The sequence below is a fragment of the Vibrio mediterranei genome (genome assembly GCF_900088415.1).
Taxonomy (GTDB): Bacteria; Pseudomonadota; Gammaproteobacteria; order Enterobacterales; family Vibrionaceae; genus Vibrio; species Vibrio mediterranei.
Genome location: NZ_FLLQ01000003.1, coordinates 405,201 through 424,269, shown reverse-complemented (window position 1 = coordinate 424,269; position 19,069 = coordinate 405,201). Strand labels below are relative to the sequence as shown.

Annotated in this window: 15 protein-coding genes; 8 read left to right on the top strand and 7 right to left on the bottom strand. The window is 44.5% G+C overall.

Going from position 1 to position 19,069, the window contains the following annotated elements:
- The first annotated feature begins 1 nt into the window (after nucleotide 1).
- The 3 genes from nagC to asnB all read left to right on the top strand — a co-directional run bounded on the left by nagC (nucleotide 2) and on the right by asnB (nucleotide 4,790).
- A complete protein-coding gene (gene nagC / locus VME0621_RS11800; RefSeq protein WP_006071900.1) occupies nucleotides 2–1,216 on the top strand; it encodes a DNA-binding transcriptional regulator NagC in 1,215 nt (404 codons plus the stop codon).
- 101 nt (nucleotides 1,217–1,317) lie between these two features.
- A complete protein-coding gene (locus tag VME0621_RS11795) occupies nucleotides 1,318–2,898 on the top strand; it encodes a cation:proton antiporter domain-containing protein (protein ID WP_006071902.1) in 1,581 nt (526 codons plus the stop codon).
- A gap of 227 nt (nucleotides 2,899–3,125) precedes the next feature.
- Complete coding sequence (gene asnB / locus VME0621_RS11790; protein WP_062456912.1) at nucleotides 3,126–4,790, top strand: asparagine synthase B; 1,665 nt, start codon at nucleotides 3,126–3,128, stop codon at nucleotides 4,788–4,790.
- A 67-nt stretch (nucleotides 4,791–4,857) separates the two neighbouring features.
- Here the strand turns inward: asnB and VME0621_RS11785 are convergent, their stop codons facing one another.
- Entirely contained in the window at nucleotides 4,858–6,042 is a 1,185-nt protein-coding gene (locus tag VME0621_RS11785) for an NnrS family protein (RefSeq protein WP_062456910.1), read from the bottom strand.
- A gap of 256 nt (nucleotides 6,043–6,298) precedes the next feature.
- Here VME0621_RS11785 and VME0621_RS11780 point away from each other — a divergent pair, with 256 nt between their 5' ends.
- Nucleotides 6,299–6,610 (top strand): PTS fructose transporter subunit IIB, encoded by a 312-nt coding sequence (locus VME0621_RS11780; RefSeq protein WP_038225448.1) that lies wholly within the window; start codon nucleotides 6,299–6,301, stop codon nucleotides 6,608–6,610.
- A 2-nt stretch (nucleotides 6,611–6,612) separates the two neighbouring features.
- Nucleotides 6,613–7,407, top strand: a complete 795-nt coding sequence (locus VME0621_RS11775) for a PTS sugar transporter subunit IIA (RefSeq protein ID WP_038225450.1) — start codon at nucleotides 6,613–6,615, stop codon at nucleotides 7,405–7,407.
- Here VME0621_RS11775 and VME0621_RS11770 read toward each other — a convergent pair.
- Nucleotides 7,402–8,232, bottom strand: a complete 831-nt coding sequence (locus VME0621_RS11770; protein WP_031496930.1) for a helix-turn-helix transcriptional regulator — start codon at nucleotides 8,230–8,232, stop codon at nucleotides 7,402–7,404. The genes VME0621_RS11775 and VME0621_RS11770 overlap by 6 nt on opposite strands.
- Before the next feature lie 430 nt (nucleotides 8,233–8,662).
- Between VME0621_RS11770 and VME0621_RS11765 the strand changes: the two genes are divergently transcribed.
- Nucleotides 8,663–10,555 (top strand): fructose-specific PTS transporter subunit EIIC, encoded by a 1,893-nt coding sequence (locus VME0621_RS11765; protein ID WP_006071915.1) that lies wholly within the window; start codon nucleotides 8,663–8,665, stop codon nucleotides 10,553–10,555.
- 229 nt (nucleotides 10,556–10,784) lie between these two features.
- Nucleotides 10,785–11,786, top strand: coding sequence for a substrate-binding domain-containing protein (locus tag VME0621_RS11760; RefSeq protein WP_062456907.1), 1,002 nt, complete (start codon nucleotides 10,785–10,787; stop codon nucleotides 11,784–11,786).
- A 63-nt stretch (nucleotides 11,787–11,849) separates the two neighbouring features.
- Here the strand turns inward: VME0621_RS11760 and VME0621_RS11755 are convergent, their stop codons facing one another.
- Nucleotides 11,850–13,235, bottom strand: coding sequence for an MFS transporter (locus tag VME0621_RS11755; protein WP_062456904.1), 1,386 nt, complete (start codon nucleotides 13,233–13,235; stop codon nucleotides 11,850–11,852).
- 69 nt (nucleotides 13,236–13,304) lie between these two features.
- Nucleotides 13,305–14,375: a cellulase family glycosylhydrolase gene (locus tag VME0621_RS11750; RefSeq protein ID WP_062456900.1), complete on the bottom strand. Its 1,071-nt coding sequence runs from the start codon at nucleotides 14,373–14,375 to the stop codon at nucleotides 13,305–13,307.
- 218 nt (nucleotides 14,376–14,593) lie between these two features.
- Between VME0621_RS11750 and VME0621_RS11745 the strand changes: the two genes are divergently transcribed.
- Entirely contained in the window at nucleotides 14,594–15,610 is a 1,017-nt protein-coding gene (locus VME0621_RS11745) for a LacI family DNA-binding transcriptional regulator (RefSeq protein ID WP_006071920.1), read from the top strand.
- Nucleotides 15,611–15,662: 52 nt separating this feature from the next.
- Here VME0621_RS11745 and galM read toward each other — a convergent pair whose 3' ends face one another.
- The 3 genes from galM to galT all read right to left on the bottom strand — a co-directional run bounded on the left by galM (nucleotide 15,663) and on the right by galT (nucleotide 19,021).
- Entirely contained in the window at nucleotides 15,663–16,736 is a 1,074-nt protein-coding gene (galM, locus tag VME0621_RS11740; protein WP_062456899.1) for a galactose-1-epimerase, read from the bottom strand.
- Nucleotides 16,733–17,890 carry a galactokinase gene (gene galK / locus VME0621_RS11735; RefSeq protein ID WP_062457044.1) on the bottom strand — a complete coding sequence of 386 codons (1,158 nt, stop codon included), beginning with the start codon at nucleotides 17,888–17,890 and terminating at the stop codon, nucleotides 16,733–16,735. Before galK ends, galM begins: the two co-directional genes overlap by 4 nt.
- Before the next feature lie 78 nt (nucleotides 17,891–17,968).
- On the bottom strand, nucleotides 17,969–19,021 hold the full coding sequence (galT, locus tag VME0621_RS11730; RefSeq protein WP_038225459.1) for a galactose-1-phosphate uridylyltransferase: 1,053 nt from the start codon (nucleotides 19,019–19,021) through the stop codon (nucleotides 17,969–17,971).
- Between the last annotated feature and the right edge of the window lie 48 nt (nucleotides 19,022–19,069).

Sequence of the window (19,069 nt, the reverse complement as noted above, 5' to 3'; positions counted from 1 at the left end):
CATGAATGGCGGACAAATAGGTAACGTAGATTTAGTAAAACAACTTAACAGTGCAGCGGTTTACCGTTTAATAGACCAACAAGGGCCTATTTCTCGCATTCAAGTTGCTGATGTTAGCCAGCTGGCACCTGCAAGCGTTACCAAGATTACCCGCCAATTATTGGAGCGCGGCCTTATCAAAGAGGTCGCTCAACAAGCCTCAACAGGTGGACGCAGAGCCATCTCTCTAACGACAGCAGTGGAGCCTTTCCACTCTGTCGCTGTACGTCTCGGTCGAGATTATGTGCAGTTCTCTCTTTACGATTTGGGTGGCCGTGAAATGGCCTTCTCCCATAATGATTTTTACTACACCAATCAAAGTGAACTTAGCGAAGGCTTGGTGACATCGCTTCGCGAATTTCTAAAAGAACACAGTCCTAAAATCGAACAGCTTATTGCTATTGGCATTACCCTACCCGGTCTGGTTAACCCGACTACGGGTGTTGTTGAATATATGCCAAATACCGACATCGACAAACTCGAGCTCGCTGATCTAGTTCGTGCTCAATTCAAAGTAGAGTGTTTTGTAGGTAACGATATTCGTGGTTTAGCTCTGGCAGAACATTACTTTGGCGCAAGCCGTGATTGCCAAGATTCCATATTGGTCAGTGTTCACCGTGGCACTGGTGCTGGTATTATCGTCAATGGCCAAGTGTTCTTAGGGCACAACCGCAATGTGGGTGAAATTGGCCACATCCAAATCGATCCGCTAGGTGAACAATGCCAATGTGGCAACTTTGGCTGCTTAGAAACGGTTGCGGCTAACCCAGCAATTGTCAAACGCGTTAAAAAGCTGATTGAACAAGGGTATGAGTCAACACTTGCTCTAAAAGAGCACATCACCATTGAAGATGTTTGCTCACACGCATTAAATGGCGACGAGTTAGCCAAACAGAGCTTGGTTCGAGTAGGCAACCAACTCGGCAAAGCCATCGCAATCACTATTAACCTGTTCAACCCGCAAAAAATTATTATTGCTGGTGACATTACCATGGCAAAAGAGATTGTCTTCCCAGCGATTCGTCGTAATGTCGAAAACCAGTCATTAACGACATTCCATACAGAACTACCGATTGTTGCTTCAGAAATCGATAAGCAACCAACAATGGGCGCATTCGCTATGATCAAACGCGCCATGTTAAATGGGGTTTTGTTACAAAAACTACTCGAAGATTGAGAAAATGTTTTGAAATAACAAACAAACCCTTACATAAATTATGTAGAATATGTGACCACACTTCGGTGTGGTCTTTTTGTCTTCAGATAATAAAAAATACTATGGAACTGATCCTTATAACCGTCGCCTTCATCGCGGGTTTCCTCGCATTGAAATGTCAACTACCACCCTTAGTAGGTTTTCTACTTGCTGGGTTTATTCTGCATCACTTTGGTTTTGAATCAACCGATACCATTACCACCCTTGCCGATCTTGGTGTGACACTTCTACTGTTTACTATTGGCTTAAAGCTCGACATTAAAACTTTGTTGTCCAAAGAAATTTGGGCCGGCGCAACCATTCACAATCTACTTTCGACACTTTTGTTCGCCGTTTTGTTGTTAGGTTTGAAAATTCTGGGCGTTTCTAGTCTTGCTACTCTCGACATTGAGCAACTTATTCTGCTGGGCTTTGCTCTCTCATTCTCGAGCACTGTATTTGCAGTAAAAACCTTGCAAGAAAAAGGCGAGATGAATGCTACCTATGGCACACTCGCTATTGGTATTCTGGTTATGCAGGATATCTTCGCGGTCATATTTTTAACGGCTTCGACAGGCAAGTTCCCAGAATGGTATGCCATCGGACTATTTGCTCTTCCTCTCCTTCGTCCCATCATGTTCAAGCTATTAAATAAAGCCGGACATGGCGAAATGCTCGTTTTAAGTGGCATCTTCTTCGCGCTCGTCATGGGCGCGGGGTTATTTGAATTGGTTGGAATGAAGCCAGATTTGGGTGCGCTTATCTTGGGTATGCTGTTAGCTTCACACTCTAAAGCTTCTGAGCTGTCAAAATCACTTTTCAATCTAAAAGAGCTGTTCTTAGTCTGCTTTTTCCTCAATATTGGTCTTGCTGATCAGCCTACTATCGAAGGTTTTGTGCTCGGAGCATTGCTCCTATTGTTACTGCCACTAAAAGGCATTCTGTACTTCGTGGTCATCAACGCATTTAAATTCCGTGTCCGTACATGTCTTTTGACTACACTCACTCTGTTTAACTTCAGTGAGTTCGGTCTCATTGTCGGTGGCTTGGCTTACAAACTGGGTTGGATTTCCGGTGACATCTTAGTCGCGTTAGCCATTGCCGTATCGTTGTCCTTTATCGTTTCTGCCCCTCTAAACCGAATTGGGCACAGCATTTACTTGCGCAGTGCGAAGTGGCTAAAGGAACAAGCAGCAGAGAAGATCAATACCCGCGATCAATTCATCAATCCAGGCGAAGCTCAAGTTCTGATTCTTGGCATGGGACGAATCGGCACTGGTGCTTATGACGAGCTCTACCAACGATATGGAAAAGTTAGCCTAGGTGTTGAAGTGCGCGAAGAAGCCGCTAAGCAACATCGAGAGGAAGGCAGAAATGTTATAGCCGGCGACGCCACCGACCCTGATTTCTGGGAACGTATTCTCGACACAGCTCATGTAAAGTTGGTATTGCTGGCAATGCCCCACCATCAAGGTAATCAAACTGCGTTAGACCTACTTCACCAAAAGCAGTTTAAAGGGCAAATTGCTGCTATCGCCGCTTACCCAGATCAATTGGATGAGTTGGAGCAGATGGGTGTCAATGCAGCATTTAATATCTACAGCGAAGCAGGTAGTGGTTTCGCACGCCATGTGTGCGATCAGCTGCAACCTAACCTCAAATAACAACCTCTACAAACATATTTAAAAGCCGGTCAATCCGGCTTTTTTTGTGGTTAATTGACCATCAAAGCACCAATATCTAAATGCTATATACCAAAAAAGCCATTTAATTAAAAAAAATTTAATCAAACCTCACTTTTATCATCTTTTTCGTTCATCACGGTTGCTTTTTTTTGAGCAGATGGCAAATTGAACTCAACAGCGTTAAATTTCATCTAAAAGGAAGTTGTATGTGTTCAGTATTTGGCATTTTAGACATAAAAAGTGATGCAGCCGCTCTACGTCCAGTCGCGTTAGAGATGTCTAAAAAGCTTCGTCATCGTGGACCAGATTGGTCTGGTATCTATGCTTCAGACAAAGCAATTCTTGCGCATGAGCGCCTAGCTATCGTTGGCCTAAATAGTGGTGCTCAACCACTTTACAGCCAAGATAAAAAACACATCCTTGCTGTTAATGGTGAAATCTACAACCACAAAGAAATTCGTGCTCGCTATGAAGGCAAATATGAGTTCCAAACTGACTCAGATTGTGAAGTCATTCTAGCGCTATACCAAGACATGGGTGCAGACCTACTAGAAGAGCTAAACGGCATTTTCGCTTTCGTCCTTTATGATGAAGAGAAAGATGAGTATCTTATTGGCCGTGACCATATTGGTATCATTCCGCTTTACCAAGGCTACGACGAACACGGTAACTACTATGTTGCGTCAGAAATGAAAGCGCTAGTGCCTGTTTGTAAGACTATTAGCGAATTCCCTCCTGGCAGTTACTATGGCTCTAAAGATGCAGAGCCTCAGCGTTACTATATTCGTGACTGGAACGAATACGCAGCAGTGCAAGGCAACAGTACAAGCAAAGAAGAACTGACTGAAGCATTAGAAGCGGCGGTTAAACGTCAGCTAATGACAGATGTACCTTATGGCGTACTACTTTCAGGTGGCCTTGACTCTTCTATCACTTCTGCTGTCGCAAAACGTTTCGCAGCAATGCGTATTGAAGACGATGAAAAGTCAGCGGCATGGTGGCCTCAACTTCACTCATTTGCAGTTGGCCTCGAAGGCGCTCCAGATCTCAAAGCAGCTCGTGAAGTAGCAGACCAAATCGGCACCGTTCACCACGAGATGACCTATACCATTCAAGAAGGTTTGGATGCCATTCGCGATGTTATCTACCACATCGAAACGTATGATGTCACCACAATCCGTGCTTCAACGCCTATGTTCCTAATGGGACGTAAAATCAAAGCAATGGGTATTAAGATGGTTCTTTCTGGTGAAGGGGCAGACGAGATCTTTGGTGGCTACCTGTATTTCCACAAAGCGCCAAACGCAAAAGAGTTCCACGAAGAAACAGTTCGTAAGCTGCTTGCATTGAACATGTTTGACTGCGCACGTGCCAACAAATCACTTGCAGCATGGGGCGTTGAAGGCCGTGTACCTTTCTTAGATAAAGAGTTTATCGATGTAGCAATGCGCTTAAACCCTGAAGACAAAATGTGTGGCAACGGTAAGATGGAAAAACACATCCTGCGTGAGTGTTTTGAACACTACCTTCCAGAGTCAATCGCATGGCGTCAAAAAGAGCAGTTCTCTGACGGTGTTGGCTACAGCTGGATTGATACACTAAAAGAAGTGGCTGAAGCGAAAGTGACTGACCAACAAATGGAAACCGCAGCATTCCGCTTCCCATATAACACGCCAACAACAAAAGAAGGTTACGCATACCGTGAAATCTTCGAAGAGCTGTTCCCACTCGAATCTGCGGCCCAATGTGTTCCAGGTGGCCCGTCGGTAGCGTGCTCTTCTGCAAAAGCACTTGAATGGGATGAGTCTTTCCGGAACTGTGTTGATCCTTCAGGTCGAGCTGTTCAAGCAGTTCACAACGACTCTTACTAAATGTCAAAGTTAACCTAATCCAAAAAAACCAGCCTCACGGCTGGTTTTTTTGAACACTAAATTGATGTTAGCCCGGGTGACCATCCACTCTTGGAGTGACTAGCATTTTGCCAAAGTGGTATACATACATACCGAACGCAAAGGCCCAAAGCCCCGCACTAATATCAATCATCAGGAACATGTGCTGTAGCCACACGGCCACACCAATACTACGAATGACTGCTGCAACAATAATAGCAACAAATGCCCATGTCATATTAGGGCCCTTATAGATAGCACGACCAGTATGCCCCATCGTCACGCGACTGATCATAGATAAAACTACGCCACCTAACGCACCTACCGCAAACAAGTGAAGCATAGCGTGTGATGCAAAAGCATCGCTTAGCATTCCTCGGTACAACAGGCTTAATGGCAGACATAAATAAGTCAGCATTAATGACCAAACTAAAGGTTCAGAAAGCGTCAGCCAAGGCTTCCAACGCAACCAACGCACTAGTTGAAACAGCCCTGCAATCAACATAAGCGGTTTACCCAGCACAGCAAATGATAACGGGAAGAAACTCAACACGAATAACCCCATCAGAGGCAGCGTCGCTAGCCACTCCAGCCAAACTAATGGCTGGGGTTTATCAAACTGGAATCGGCGCGAAGAGAAAAACGGAATCACTCTACCGCCCATTACTGAGATCAGGATAGTGAACCACCAGATCATCGCGCCCCATACCGCACTTGAACTAAATGGAGGCATTCCTTTAACAGTGGCATAACTGGCAAAGTTGGCAAAAATAGCTAACAAAAACAAAGGCACAAAAAACAAGTTCTTCCAGCCTTTTGACTGGTAAACCCTAAAACCTACTTCGTATGCGGCTAGCAAGATGAACAGAGACTCAATACTAGACGTCAACCACAACGGTGCTGGTGTCCAAAACAAAACACGTGTTAGCCCCCACAGTGTAACGAGCAATAATAGGCGATAATGCTTAGTTCCGTTAACTCCGGTCCATGTCTGCACTGCTGTTAGGACAAAACCGACCACGATTGCCATCGCAAAACCGAATATCATTTCATGGGCATGCCACCATAACGCGGGGACTTGCAACGCTTCAGGCTGACCTTTTTGGAACATGATGACCCAGGCCACCACCGCAAAGATGGCATAAACGCTTCCGAGTAAGAAAAAAGGACGAAAACCAAGACGAAGCCAAGCTGGTATCTTCTCTTCAACCTTTTTATCAGTAATATTTAGCATAACGACTCACTTAAAATGACATACATTTGTGTAAGTGCACAAATCATACCAAGTAACAAAGGCCCCATATTTCGGGCACCACGAGTCCACATTACTTAAAATAAAGTCAAATGGACATAGATAAAATACAAGTCATTATGACTCATATAGGTTCAATTTAAATCATCCGAAATTTGATCTCTTTGCTATACGAATCAACCACAAATTAGTACTCTAACGCTCACTTTATTCTGGTTGATAATATAGAGAATAGACAATGAAAATGGTTGCGGTCACGGCTTGCCCAACTGGTATTGCTCATACATATATGGCAGCTGACGCTATTCGAAAAGCGGCTCAAAAAGAAAATATCGGCATCAAAGTAGAGACTCAAGGTGCAATGGGTATTGAAGGACAACTGAGCACCCAAGATATCGCTAATGCCGATCTTGTCCTCATTGCTTCCGATATTGAAGTTGAGCACCGAGCTCGATTTACGGGTAGTAAAATACACTGCGTCACAATCGAAGAGGTTCTGACTGATGTTGATTCGGTTATACAGCGTTGCATGGGGCTTGTTAGAGGTTAACCTTGATAGAACGTAGAATCACCTTTGTCCTACCGGAAGACGGGTTTTCTGGATGGAAAATCAATCGATTAAAAACACTGAGTAACATGTTTCGCTCAGTGGTGATTCTGCGTAATTTAACCTGCTGGGATAGTGCTAATATAGAGCATCCACTGCGTATTCTTTCACTAGCAGGCAAACAAGATGACCTTTGCCAGCTGCACATTGAAGGCTCAGATGCTGAGCTTGCTTGTATGGTCTTGATGGACTTTATTGCTGAACACTTTATGTTGGTGAATACGGCTCATCGCTCCAATAAGCACGCCAATCTATCGTTATTGAGAGGATTAAGCACCTTCCGGTTACCATTTGAAATCGACTACCATTTTGCTCGTGACAGCAGCAACGATAAAACCGCCATTCTTGAGCAAGTCGCTAATCTGACAGCCCAAGTTAACTCCGCAGAGATGACACAGAACTTACTGAAACGAGAACAGTATTCGTCAACTGCAACGGGTAAAATGATCGCATTACCACACATACTCACTAGTGACGTAGATAAAGCATCGCTGACCGTCATTAAGTGTGAGAACCCTGTCGATTGGCAAGCACCTAAACTAGGACCCGTTACTCTGGTTATCGCTCTAATACTCCCCTCTCCTCCGGAGCGCTCGCTATTAGTAAGTTTTACTCATCTCACCAAATCGCTATTGGATGAGGAGTTTTGTCACCTGCTGACCACCAGTAGAGAGCCAGAAGCAATAAAAGCGATATTGATTCATCAGCTGGTCAAAGGTCAACGGGCAAATGCCTTATAATACCTGCCGGTACTCGCTTGGCGTTTGCCCTGTTCTTGACTTAAATACTCTAAAAAAGTAATTCACATCTTGATAGCCACAGCGTGTTGCCACTTCCTGCAGCTTAAAGTCGTATTTTTTCAGCATAAACTTCGCGCGTTCCATTCTCACCCACGTGATGTAGTCCGCTAAAGTCATGTGTCCTTGCTGGCGGAACAGTCTCGATAGGTGATTAGGACTAATATGAAATCGCTTCGCAATACTACTGCGAGTAATAGTGCGGTGGAAATTCTCCTGAATGTAAATACAGATACCCTGATACAGGTCGCCACTTCGTAAATTATCTGATGGTTCTGACACCATAGACTGACTATAGGAAAGTAACGCCATGAGCAAGTGCTCATCCATTGGGGACTTTTTCGGCTCTCTTGCTATCGCATTGAGCGCCTCGAGAATATGGTCAATGGCATGACCCGTACGTGTTTGCACACTGTGCTTTTGGATATCGTAAAACCCAGTTTCACCGTGTCTCTTACTCACTAAGCTAAAGCCTAGTTGGCGCTTCCCAAACAGCAAACTTAATACTGAGCAGTCCCCTTGCCAATTTGGTTTGTTCCAGCAGTTCGGAGGAATGTACAACGCATCACCCGATAATACCTTGATTGAGGATATACCCTGTTCAGGATCTTCAAGTTCATTCTCATACTCTCCACTAATTACCAGCTCAAGCCTTGGAAAATTAACTTGATAGCTAAACGGAGGTGGCGTGAGTTGATCGGCAGCAAACCAAATTCGGTTGAAATGCTCCCTTTCAGCAATTAACGTTTCAATTAAATTGTGGAACATTGGCGAATTTCTCCAGCGACCAAATAGAAACACGAGCTATTTTCGTGAGCTACGTCATGCATTTCTGCATTATTCAGGAGGTTACAAAGCTCTAGCCAAGTCTAACATAATGACAATTACGACAATAATAACAACTAGAAACAAATAAATAAGCAATTGATAAATAAAAATTTTAACACAGTTCACTTACCAAAAATGGGTTATATAAAATATTGAGCCAGTTCACATTAAAATTCCATAGGTACAATAATCCAGTAAAAGCCTTTATGGTGCTCTAAAATTTCTTGCCAAAGCCACCGATAATTACCCTATCGAATGACTACATCACTTCTCAGCGAATCGGTCACCCCATTACCGGGATGCCAGTATGTTGTAAATGAGAAATCGTGTAGTCCAACCTCCACCTACAATGGTCAATAGGACAATCATTATGATTACGGATCTCATTAATGAAAAACTGATCTGCCTAAATCTAAAAGCAACGAGCAAGGACGAAGTATTCGCAGAAATGGCGCAGTTGCTCCATGCTCAAGGCAGAATTAGCGATAAAGCACAATTCCTAACCGATATCTATGCTCGTGAAGAAATTGGCAATACCGGATTTGAAGATGGTGTTGCGCTACCGCACGCGAAAAGTAAGGCGGTTGTTGAACCAGCCGTTGCGATTGGTGTGAGCCAATCTGGGATCGACTACGGCGCTGAAGATGGTCAACCGTCAAAACTCTTTTTCATGATCGCCTCTCCAGATGGCGGCTCTGATCATCATATTGAAGTGCTTGCTGAATTATCTTCCAAACTAATTGAAGATGGTTTTATTGAGAATTTCCTAAAGGCAGAAACAGAGCTGCAAGCGTTAGAGTTGCTGCTGGCTAAATCTGAAGCACCAGCTAATCAGCTGGAAGCAAACAAAGGCTTTCTTATCGGCGTAACAGGCTGCCCAACGGGCGTCGCACATACTTACCTTGCAGCAGAAGCATTAGAAAAAGGCGCAGCCGAGCTTGGTTATCAAATCAAGGTAGAAACTAATGGCTCAATCGGCGTAAAAAATTCACCAAGTGCCGATGAAATTGCTCGCGCTGATGCCATCATCGTCGCATCAGACAAGCAAGTGGATATGAATCGCTTCGCGGGTAAAAAACTGATCGAAACTGGCGTTAAAGCCCCTATCAGCGATGCAAAAGCTGTTATAAACCAAGCGCTTGAGGCGCCTGAATTTGTTGCTGATGCCAAAGCAGCCAAATCGGAAGACAATTCTTCGAAGCGTTCTGACTTATACCGTTACTTGATGAACGGCGTATCACACATGATCCCGTTTGTTGTAACTGGTGGTCTTTTGATTGCTTTGGCTCTTGCGGTGGGTGGTCAACCTAGCGAAGCTGGCATGGCTATCCCTGAAGGCAGCATGTGGCAGAAAGTACTTGATGTCGGTGTCGTCGCGTTCACTCTAATGATTCCTGTTCTATCCGGTTATATTGCTTACGCTATTGCCGACCGCCCTGGACTTGCCCCTGGCTTGATTGGTGGCTGGATTGCAAACAACGGTTCATTCTATGGTGCTGAGGCAGGTACAGGCTTTATCGGCGCTATCGTTGCTGGTCTACTTGTCGGTTACTTCGTCAAATGGGTTGTCACTCGTAACTATCACAAGTTTATTCAACCACTTGTGCCGATTATGATTGCACCGATTACTGGCTCTCTCTTTATCTCAGCACTGTTCATCTTCGTTATCGGCGCGCCAATTGCAAGTCTTATGGACAGCTTAAATGCGATGCTTATCAGCATGAGTACAGGTAGCGTTATTCTTCTCGGTATCGTACTTGGTGGCATGGCTGGCTTTGATATGGGTGGTCCATTCAACAAAGTAGCATTCCTATTCTCTGTTGGCATGATTGCAAGTGGTCAAACACAGTTCATGGGTGCGATGGCATGTGCTATCCCAGTTGCGCCACTTGGTATGGGACTAGCGACTGTGCTAGGCCGTAAGTTCAACCTGTTCGAAGAGTCTGAACTTGAAGCTGGTAAAGCTGCAGGTGCAATGGGTCTAGTTGGTATCTCCGAAGGTGCTATCCCATTTGCCGCACAAGACCCAATGTCAGTAATTCCTGCAAACGTCGTTGGTTCAATGGTTGCGGCAGTCATGGCGTTCTCATTCGGTATCACTAACAGCGTGGCACACGGTGGTCCAGTTGTGGCTCTACTTGGCGCAATGAACAAACCTCTACTTGCTCTAGTTTGTATGGCAGCAGGTACGGTTGTGACAGCACTAGTTTGTATCAGCTTGAAAAAAATGCGTGCAGCAAAAGCAGAAATGGCTGTTGCATAACCCGAGCTCCTAAAGGTGCCCCCTGCGCCTATCTTTAAAGCCCCGACTCGGGGCTTTTTTTGTTCTAGAACGATATATAACTCCCTCAAAGTGCGAAACGTTTACATTGGCATCAAGTTCAATATCTACAAGGCGTTACACATCACAAAATGTCTAACTTTGTGAAACTTACATTGCGATATTTACACGATAGGAGTCTAATGAAGTCATATCGAATGAGAGGTTTCAAATGGCAACGATTAAAGACGTAGCAAAGGAAGCTGGCGTTTCAGTAGCAACGGTTTCCCGGGTAATCAACAAATCCCCAAAAGCAAGCGCGGCATCAATAGAATCCGTCACCAGCGCAATGAAAAAGTTAGGCTACCGCCCAAATGCAAACGCTAGAGCTTTAGTCAGTCAAAGTACCAATACTGTAGGTGTATTGGTAAGTGATGTGTCTGACCCATTCTTTGGCACTATGGTGAAAGCCGTAGACAAAGTTGCACACCAACATGGAAAACATATCTTAGTGGGCAATGGCTATCACGATGCTGAAGAAGAGCGTAAAGCAATTGAACTGCTCATCAACAGCCGCTGTGATGCCTTAGTTATACATTCCAAAGCCTTGTCTGATGAAGAACTCATTCAATACGCTGAAGAAGTAAAAGGCTTGGTCTACATTAATCGTGACATTCCCCAACTCCCTGGCCGTTGTATCTCGCTAGATAACTACAAAGGAGCCTATATCGCGACCGAGCATCTCATTCGTAACGGACATACCAACATTGCTTGTGTAGCATCTTCACACAATATCGAAGACGTAGACCAGCGACTAGAAGGCTATCGAGATGCCCTTAAAGCCAATAATATAAAGCTGTCCGCCAGCTATATTGAATACGGCTCTCCAGACAGTGATGGCGGCGAAATCGCCATGACCAACCTACTAACTAAATCACTGCCAATTACTGCTGTGGTGGCGTACAACGATAATATGGCAGCGGGTTCTCTATCAGTGCTTGAAGAAAACCAATATGCCTTGCCAAATCAAATGTCCATTATCGGCTTTGATGATGGTTTGATTGCCAAATACCTTCACCCAAAACTCACCACGATCCGCTACCCAATTCAAATGATGGCGGAAAAAGCAGCACAAATCGCTTTGGCATTATCAAAAAGTGAAGCGGTTGAAACCGATCCAATGATTTACTCACCAACATTAGTACAGCGAGCATCTGTAGGACGTAAGAACTAGTTTGGTCTCAATCACAAAAACAAAAAACACGGCTTTTGCCGTGTTTTTTTGTTTATCAATCCGTTAGTTTGTTACTTGCTGTGCTTTAACCGTTTCAACATTAACGCCTTCAGCAAACTCACCACGCTGTAATTTTTCACGAAGAATCGCATGTTGATCTTCCGTAAACGTGTACTTCGACATAATAAAGATTCGAATCAGCGCCCCTAGTGCAGGCAATAACGCAATACAGAAGAACATGCCATCAAGCGCTGTCTCTGTCTGCTCTGCATTAGGTACATACCCTATCGAAGCTAAAATAAGGCCTGTTAACCCACCAGCAACCGCTACAGATAATTTGCCAGTAAACGTTTGACCAGAGAAAGTAATTGCCGCTGTACGCTTACCACTGTGATAGTACGAATACTCTACGGTGTCAGCGATCATTGCTGAAATCAGGGGGTTAGTCATCATAAAGATAGCGGTAATCACGGCTAACCATGACATCACAACCGTCGGGTTATCGTAACCGGTCATGTAGAAACCAACACGTGCAATAATTTCTAATACACATAGCGTGATAAAAATATCACGTTTCTTAAAGCGCTTCGTTAACACTGGCGTCGCTAAGCAGGCAATCGCACTGACTAAAGTAATCGTACCGATCAGTGAGACTAGTCCAGCATCACCCATGTTGTAAGTGAAGAAGAAAATATACAGGCCATTAACTAAGTTAAAGAACACATTCATAAAGAACGCAGCAAGAATAAAAAACAACGGTTTATTCTTGCGCACTGCTTGGAATGTCTGTTTAAGTGTAACCTTCTCACTCGCCGTAGAAATTCGTTCCTTGGTGTTATAGAAGCCATTCCACATGAACAGCAAACCCGCCACCATCAGGACAATAACTGCAGGTAAATAACCTTGGTCCGCGCGGCCGTCAGCAAAGTAAGCGCTCAGTTTAGGAAATAGCACCAGTGTTGCACCAATACCCGCATTAACACCTAGCATTGCGCATGTTGCTGCTTTTGCACGCTCTTGTGGTTCATCTGTCATAACAGAAGACATTGACCAAAATGGAACATCCGAAATAGTGTATAACGTGCCCCAAAGAATATAGGTGATACCGGCGTACATTACTTTTGTAGATGTATCGGCATCTATATTGTAGAACGACGCAATAGTCACCAATACGATAAGTATTGGCGTAAACAACATATAGGGTCTGAATTTACCAAAGCGAGACTCTAAGGTATCCATGTATCCGGCGATGATAGGGTCATTCACCGCATCCCACACTCGAGCAATTAGAAATATGGTACTCGCCGCGATGGGAGAAATGCCCAAAATATCAGTATAAAAGTAGAGGATAAAGGAACCCACGAGACCAAAGCTAAAGCATTGGCCTACGCCATATCCAAAATAGGACATCAGTTCCTTATTCGAGAGTTTGTTTTGTAGGGTATTCATAATGTGTACTCATCCAGAATTATTATAGTAAAGCCAGTTGCTTCTTTAAGCCACTGGCGAACACTAGCCTCAGTCCAATGTTGCTAGCGATTGAATTAGGTGAACTTCCTTTGGGTCATAGGGTGTGCCATCATCATTAAGCAGATCATGGAACCAGCGTTGCGCGTAGTTCTCATCACTACGCTTAATCTCAGGCCATGGTAAGTGTGTTTGCGTTTTGCCCTTAACTAGCCCCCATTGATAGCAACCGATTTGTTCCGCCTGAAACACTGGCAGCTGTTCAAGAAGATGTGACTCAGCGTGACGCGCTAACCATTCGGTACACATCATTGGTCGGTTATGTTGTTTAACGATTTCGACAGCTTGTTTGAACTGTTCAAGAGGCAAATAGGCGTGGAAAGTGATGATGTCAGATAGCTCCATCGCTTTCCGATCTGTTGGGTGTTCATAGAGAGGCAAAGATAGGTCAAGAATACTCGGAGCGTGCCAAGCACCAACCGTCAAAGGTTGTACGGGTTGTTCTTCACGCGCCCACTGGAATGCTTTTTCCATCAATTCATGACTATAACGCTCCATCTCTTCATCGAAAGCAAGCTCACCAGAGGTGGTAAAAATCATTCGGTTAGTTGGCTCGTTATATAAATCCCAAATAACGATGCGTTCATCGGTATTGTAAGTTGAGATAATGTCACGAATATACGCTTCAACCTCTCCCCATTGAGACTTGTCCATAACAACATTACGGCCTGGACTTGCTGCTGCTTGGCTATTGTGAAGCTCTGGTACAGGTAACTTCTGCTCGCCAAGATATGGATGGTCACCAGAGAAACCGCAGTCATCCATTGGAGTCATCATTACTTTGATTTTGTTTCGCTCACAAATATCAAGGAAACGGTCAATCCTTTGATGTAAACCTTCGCGATCGACTTGCCACACAATAAACGGCAGATTGGTCCTTAGCGTGTTATACCCCACGCTTGCCGCCCACTCGAGTTCTTGCTCCATGATCTCAGGGTCAAAAGTGTTTGCCTGCCACATTTCCGTCCAGTTCACAGCCGTACGAGGTAAATAATTAAAGCCACGCAACCAACCATGAGTTTCTTGCCATTGCCACGCTTTCTCTTCAGACCATCTTTGCATCTTACTCACCTTGAATTAATAAGATTAATAACTTAACTAATAATATTAGCTAATATATTTATTAATTATTTCAATTAAAGATAAAAGCAATGAATACGTGTTATGCGTCACATCTACTAGAGGATCATTAAGGCATTCTGTGATCACGATCTTTCGAAGGTGCATTTAAGTAGGCAATTCGCTAATATATAGCTAATAAAAATATTGGCAGAGACAGAATGACGAAAAGTAAAAAGATCACTATGAGTGACATTGCTGCAGCAGCGGGCGTATCACAACCTACCGTATCGTTAGTTCTCAATGGCTCTCAAACGGTAAAAATCTCAGAAGCAACGAAGCGCAAAGTTCTCGATACTGCGAAAGAATTGGGCTATCAAAGCAAGAAGGTCGCTCATGCGTTAGGAAGGTCGAAGAAAATTGCTATGGTCGTCAATGGGCTAACCAGTTACGATCCTTTCATAGACGCTGTCAATACGGCGAGAGAAGAAGCGTGGAACAACGACTATCTACTGATTACCTTTAGCTACAATCACGATGAAATACTCGCCAATAAAATAGAAACAGAGATCAATAACGGTGATTATGCGGGGCTTATTTATGCATCGAGCATGACACGTGAGCTTTCAACGCAAAGAGTACAAACTCACCTACCGACGGTTTTACTCAATTGCACCATGAGCGATCAACAAAACACGCCATCCATCCTACCAGCAGATATGATCGGAGCTTATAAAGCCATCAAGCACCTAACGAATCAAGGCTACAGACGAATTGCTATGTTAGCTGGAGAGAGTTGGATGTATGCATCGACACAACGTATTGATGGCTACAGACAAGCGCTTATTGATGCAGATATTATTCCCAACGAGGATTACGTCTTAGAGGCCAACTGGTCCCTCAAAGAAGCTTACGAGCAAACAAATCGTTTACTGGATTTGGCTATTCCGCCCGAAGCTATATTTTGTAGTAGTGATTATATGGCGATGGGCTGTTACCAAGCGATTGCTGAACGTCAATTAAAAATCCCTAAAGACATTGCAGTTGTTGGTTATGACAACCAACAAATTGCCTCAGAGAGCTTCCCAGCACTTTCTTCTATTGAACTGCCTTACGCTGACATGGGTAGGCTGGCTGTAGATAATATCCTTGCACAAATCCAAGAACAGCCGTTACTGTCGCAAATACGAAAAGTCGAAGGCGAACTGATTGTTCGTGCTTCTTCCACTAAGGCATAAAAAAAGTGAGCAGTTGCTCACTTTTTACTAGGCAAGTTACTTCACCAATACACTAAAACTTGAAACGATAGGTGGTTTGATGTTGGTAGTTTTCTCCTACTTCAAGTACACCATTGCTGCTCCCCCACTCTGGGCGATTTGGCCCATCAGGGAAGAACTGGGTCTCGAGAGCTAAACCATCAAGTTTATCGTAAGTGCGGCTTAAGCCAGGTGTGCCATCAAGGAAATTACCCGAATAGAATTGCACTGCAGGCTTGGTGGTCAGTACTTCCATCAAGACATCTTGCTCAGGGGATTCCAATTTCGCCACCACAACGCTGCCATCAGTGAGCTTGGCGTCAAACACAAACGCATGATCGTAACCACCTGCTGTGATTTGGTCCTGCTCCGACAGAAAATCTCGACCCACTTGCTTCAGCACTGTGAAGTCAAAGCTAGTTCCCTCTACCGGTTTTAGCTCACCAAGAGGGATCAAATCCTCTCTAGTAGGTAGATAGGCATCAGCAAACATTTGCAGTTTATGATCCGTGCTCTTCGCCTTACTAGATTCGCCAGCTAGGTTGAAATACGCATGATTGGTCAAGTTCATCGGCGTTGTCTTATCACAAGACGCCTGATAAGTAATCTTCAACGCATTATCGTCAGTTAGCTGGTATTCAACTTGAACCTTAGCCGTACCAGGGAAACCTTGATCACCATCTTCCGACTGTAACGACATAACAAGAGTTGATTCAGTGTGCGAGTCGATACTCCAACGACGCTTATCAAAACCCTCTACACCCCCATGCAAAGCGTTTTCGCCATTATTACAAGTGACTTGATACGACGTGCCACCTATCTCGAATTGCCCTTTATCAATTCGATTGGCGTATCTCCCCACCACTGAACCAAAATAAGCCCCTTGCCTCATGTGCTCAACCATATTTGGCGAACGCAACAACACTTCACGTTGTTCCCCTGGCAAAGGGAGCGAGCAACTCAGCCACGTTGCTCCGATATCCATAAAAGAAGCCGTCATACCAAGTGCATTTTTAAGGTGGATCACCTTTGCAGGCAGTCCATCAAATGACGCTGATTGGTTCATCGCGTCTTCAATCGTACTAAAATGCTCGCTTGTGGTGATCATTGTGAGACAACTCCTGCACCATCTTTTGCTTGGCAGACATAAATCGACTCTTTCAAACCTGTAGCCGCTTCATATTGCTCTGCAATAGCCGTCGTAACTGCTTCTACAAGCGTCGGTGGGATAAGAGAAACCACACAACCACCGAAACCACCGCCAGTCATACGCACACCACCTTGGTCGCCGATTACCGCTTTAACGATATCAACAATGGTGTCTATCTCTTTCACTGTGATTTCAAAATCATCGCGCATCGATGCATGAGACTGTGCCATTAGCTCACCCATACGCTTCATATCACCAGTACTTAGTGCTTTTGCCGCCTCAACCGTACGATCGTTTTCAGTAATAACGTGACGAGCACGTTTAGCCACCATCTCATCCAACTCAGAGACACGATCATTAAATTGCTCAATAGTGACATCACGCAACGCTTTCACACCAAAAATGCGAGCTGCTTCTTCACATTGCTCACGACGAGTGTTGTATTCACTGTCTACTAAGCCACGCTTTTTGTTGGAGTTAATAATCACAACCGCCATATCTTCTGGCATTGAGACTGCTTGAGTCTCTAAGCTACGACAGTCAATCAACAATGCGTGATTTTCTTTGCCTTCAGCAGAAATAAGTTGATCCATGATGCCGCAATTACAGCCCACAAATTCATTCTCTGCTTGCTGGCCGTTAAGTGCGACTTCAGCTTGCGTGATCTCTAAGTTATAAAGCGTTTTAAATGTTTGACCGATAACCACTTCTAGTGCCGCAGAAGAGCTCAGACCTGCGCCTTGCGGTACATTGCCAGACACAGAAATGTCCGCGCCACCAATTTGATAACCGCGAGCCATTAAGAACTTAACCACACCGCGAATGTAGTTCGCCCACATCTTGTCTTGTTGGAAAGTAATCTCTTTAGTGATATCAAATTCGTCAGTGGCATCCTGGTAATCCACAGACACAACGCGGACGAGATTATCGTCACGCTTAGCGGCCGCTACTACTGTTTGATAGTTAATGGCACACGGTAGGACAAAACCGTCATTATAGTCGGTATGCTCACCAATCAGGTTTACACGACCAGGAGCTTGGATAACGTGTGTCGGCTTGTAGCCAAGTACGTTTTCAAAAGAGTTCGCTACGTTTTGGATTAGGTCTTTCATGTTTTCGTCTCTCAATACCTGATGTTGGTTTGCGTACCAACTAATGCGTTCGGTACGCAGCAACATCAAATTCTTAAATTATTGTTGTTTGTAATGAACGTCGCTCAATGCTCTTAGACGCTCTGCTGCTTGCTCAGCGGTTAAATCACGCTGCGATTCGGCCAGCATTTCATATCCCACCATAAACTTACGAATGGTTGCAGAGCGCAATAATGGTGGATAGAAAATAGCATGCAGCTGCCAATGCTCTGTGCTCTCACCTTCATCAAAGAATGGCGCGTAGTGCCAACCCATGGAATAAGGGAATGAACACTCAAATAAGTTGTCGTAACGAGACGTCAGCTTCTTAATTGCTACCGCTAAATCGTCTTTTTGTTCTTCACTAAGTTCACTCATGCGACGAATGTGTGTCTTAGGGAGCAACATAGTTTCGAATGGCCACGCCGCCCAGTATGGAACCACTGCAAGCCAGTGCTCTGTTTCTACTACCGTACGGGCACCGTCTTGCATCTCTGCAGTGACATAGTCCACCAGCAGGTTTGAGCCTTGTTGCTGATAGTATTCGCGCATTAAGCGATCTTTTCGTTCAATTTCATTAGGAAGAAAACTGTTCGCCCAAATTTGGCCATGAGGGTGCGGCTGTGAGCAGCCCATTGCTTCACCCTTGTTTTCAAATGCTTGAACCCAAAGGTATTCTTTGCCCAATTCTTCAATTTGCTCATTCCAAGTATCAACGACACAACGAAGCTCTTGGGGGCTAAGCTCAGGAAGCGTTTTACTGTGGTCTGGCGAGAAGCAGATAACGCGACTTAAACCGCGTACCCCTTGGGTTTTAAACAACGGATTGTCTGATTCAGGAGCATCCGGAGAATCTGGCATCAAAGCCGCAAAGTCGTTACCGAACACGTAAGTGCCTTGGTAATCTGGGTTTACATCACCAGAAATGCGCTCGTTGGTCGGACACAAAAAGCATTTCTCATCGTAAGTTGGTAATTGAACGTGAGAGACCTCTTCATTCTGACCACTCCAAGGGCGCTTAGCACGGTGTGGCGATACTAGGATCCATTGGCCTGTGAGAGGGTTATAACGGCGATGTGGGTGATCTACTGGGTTAAATTCAATGCTCGACATAATGCTTACTCAATAGTTAAATTCTAAAAATCAATTGGGATAACAAGG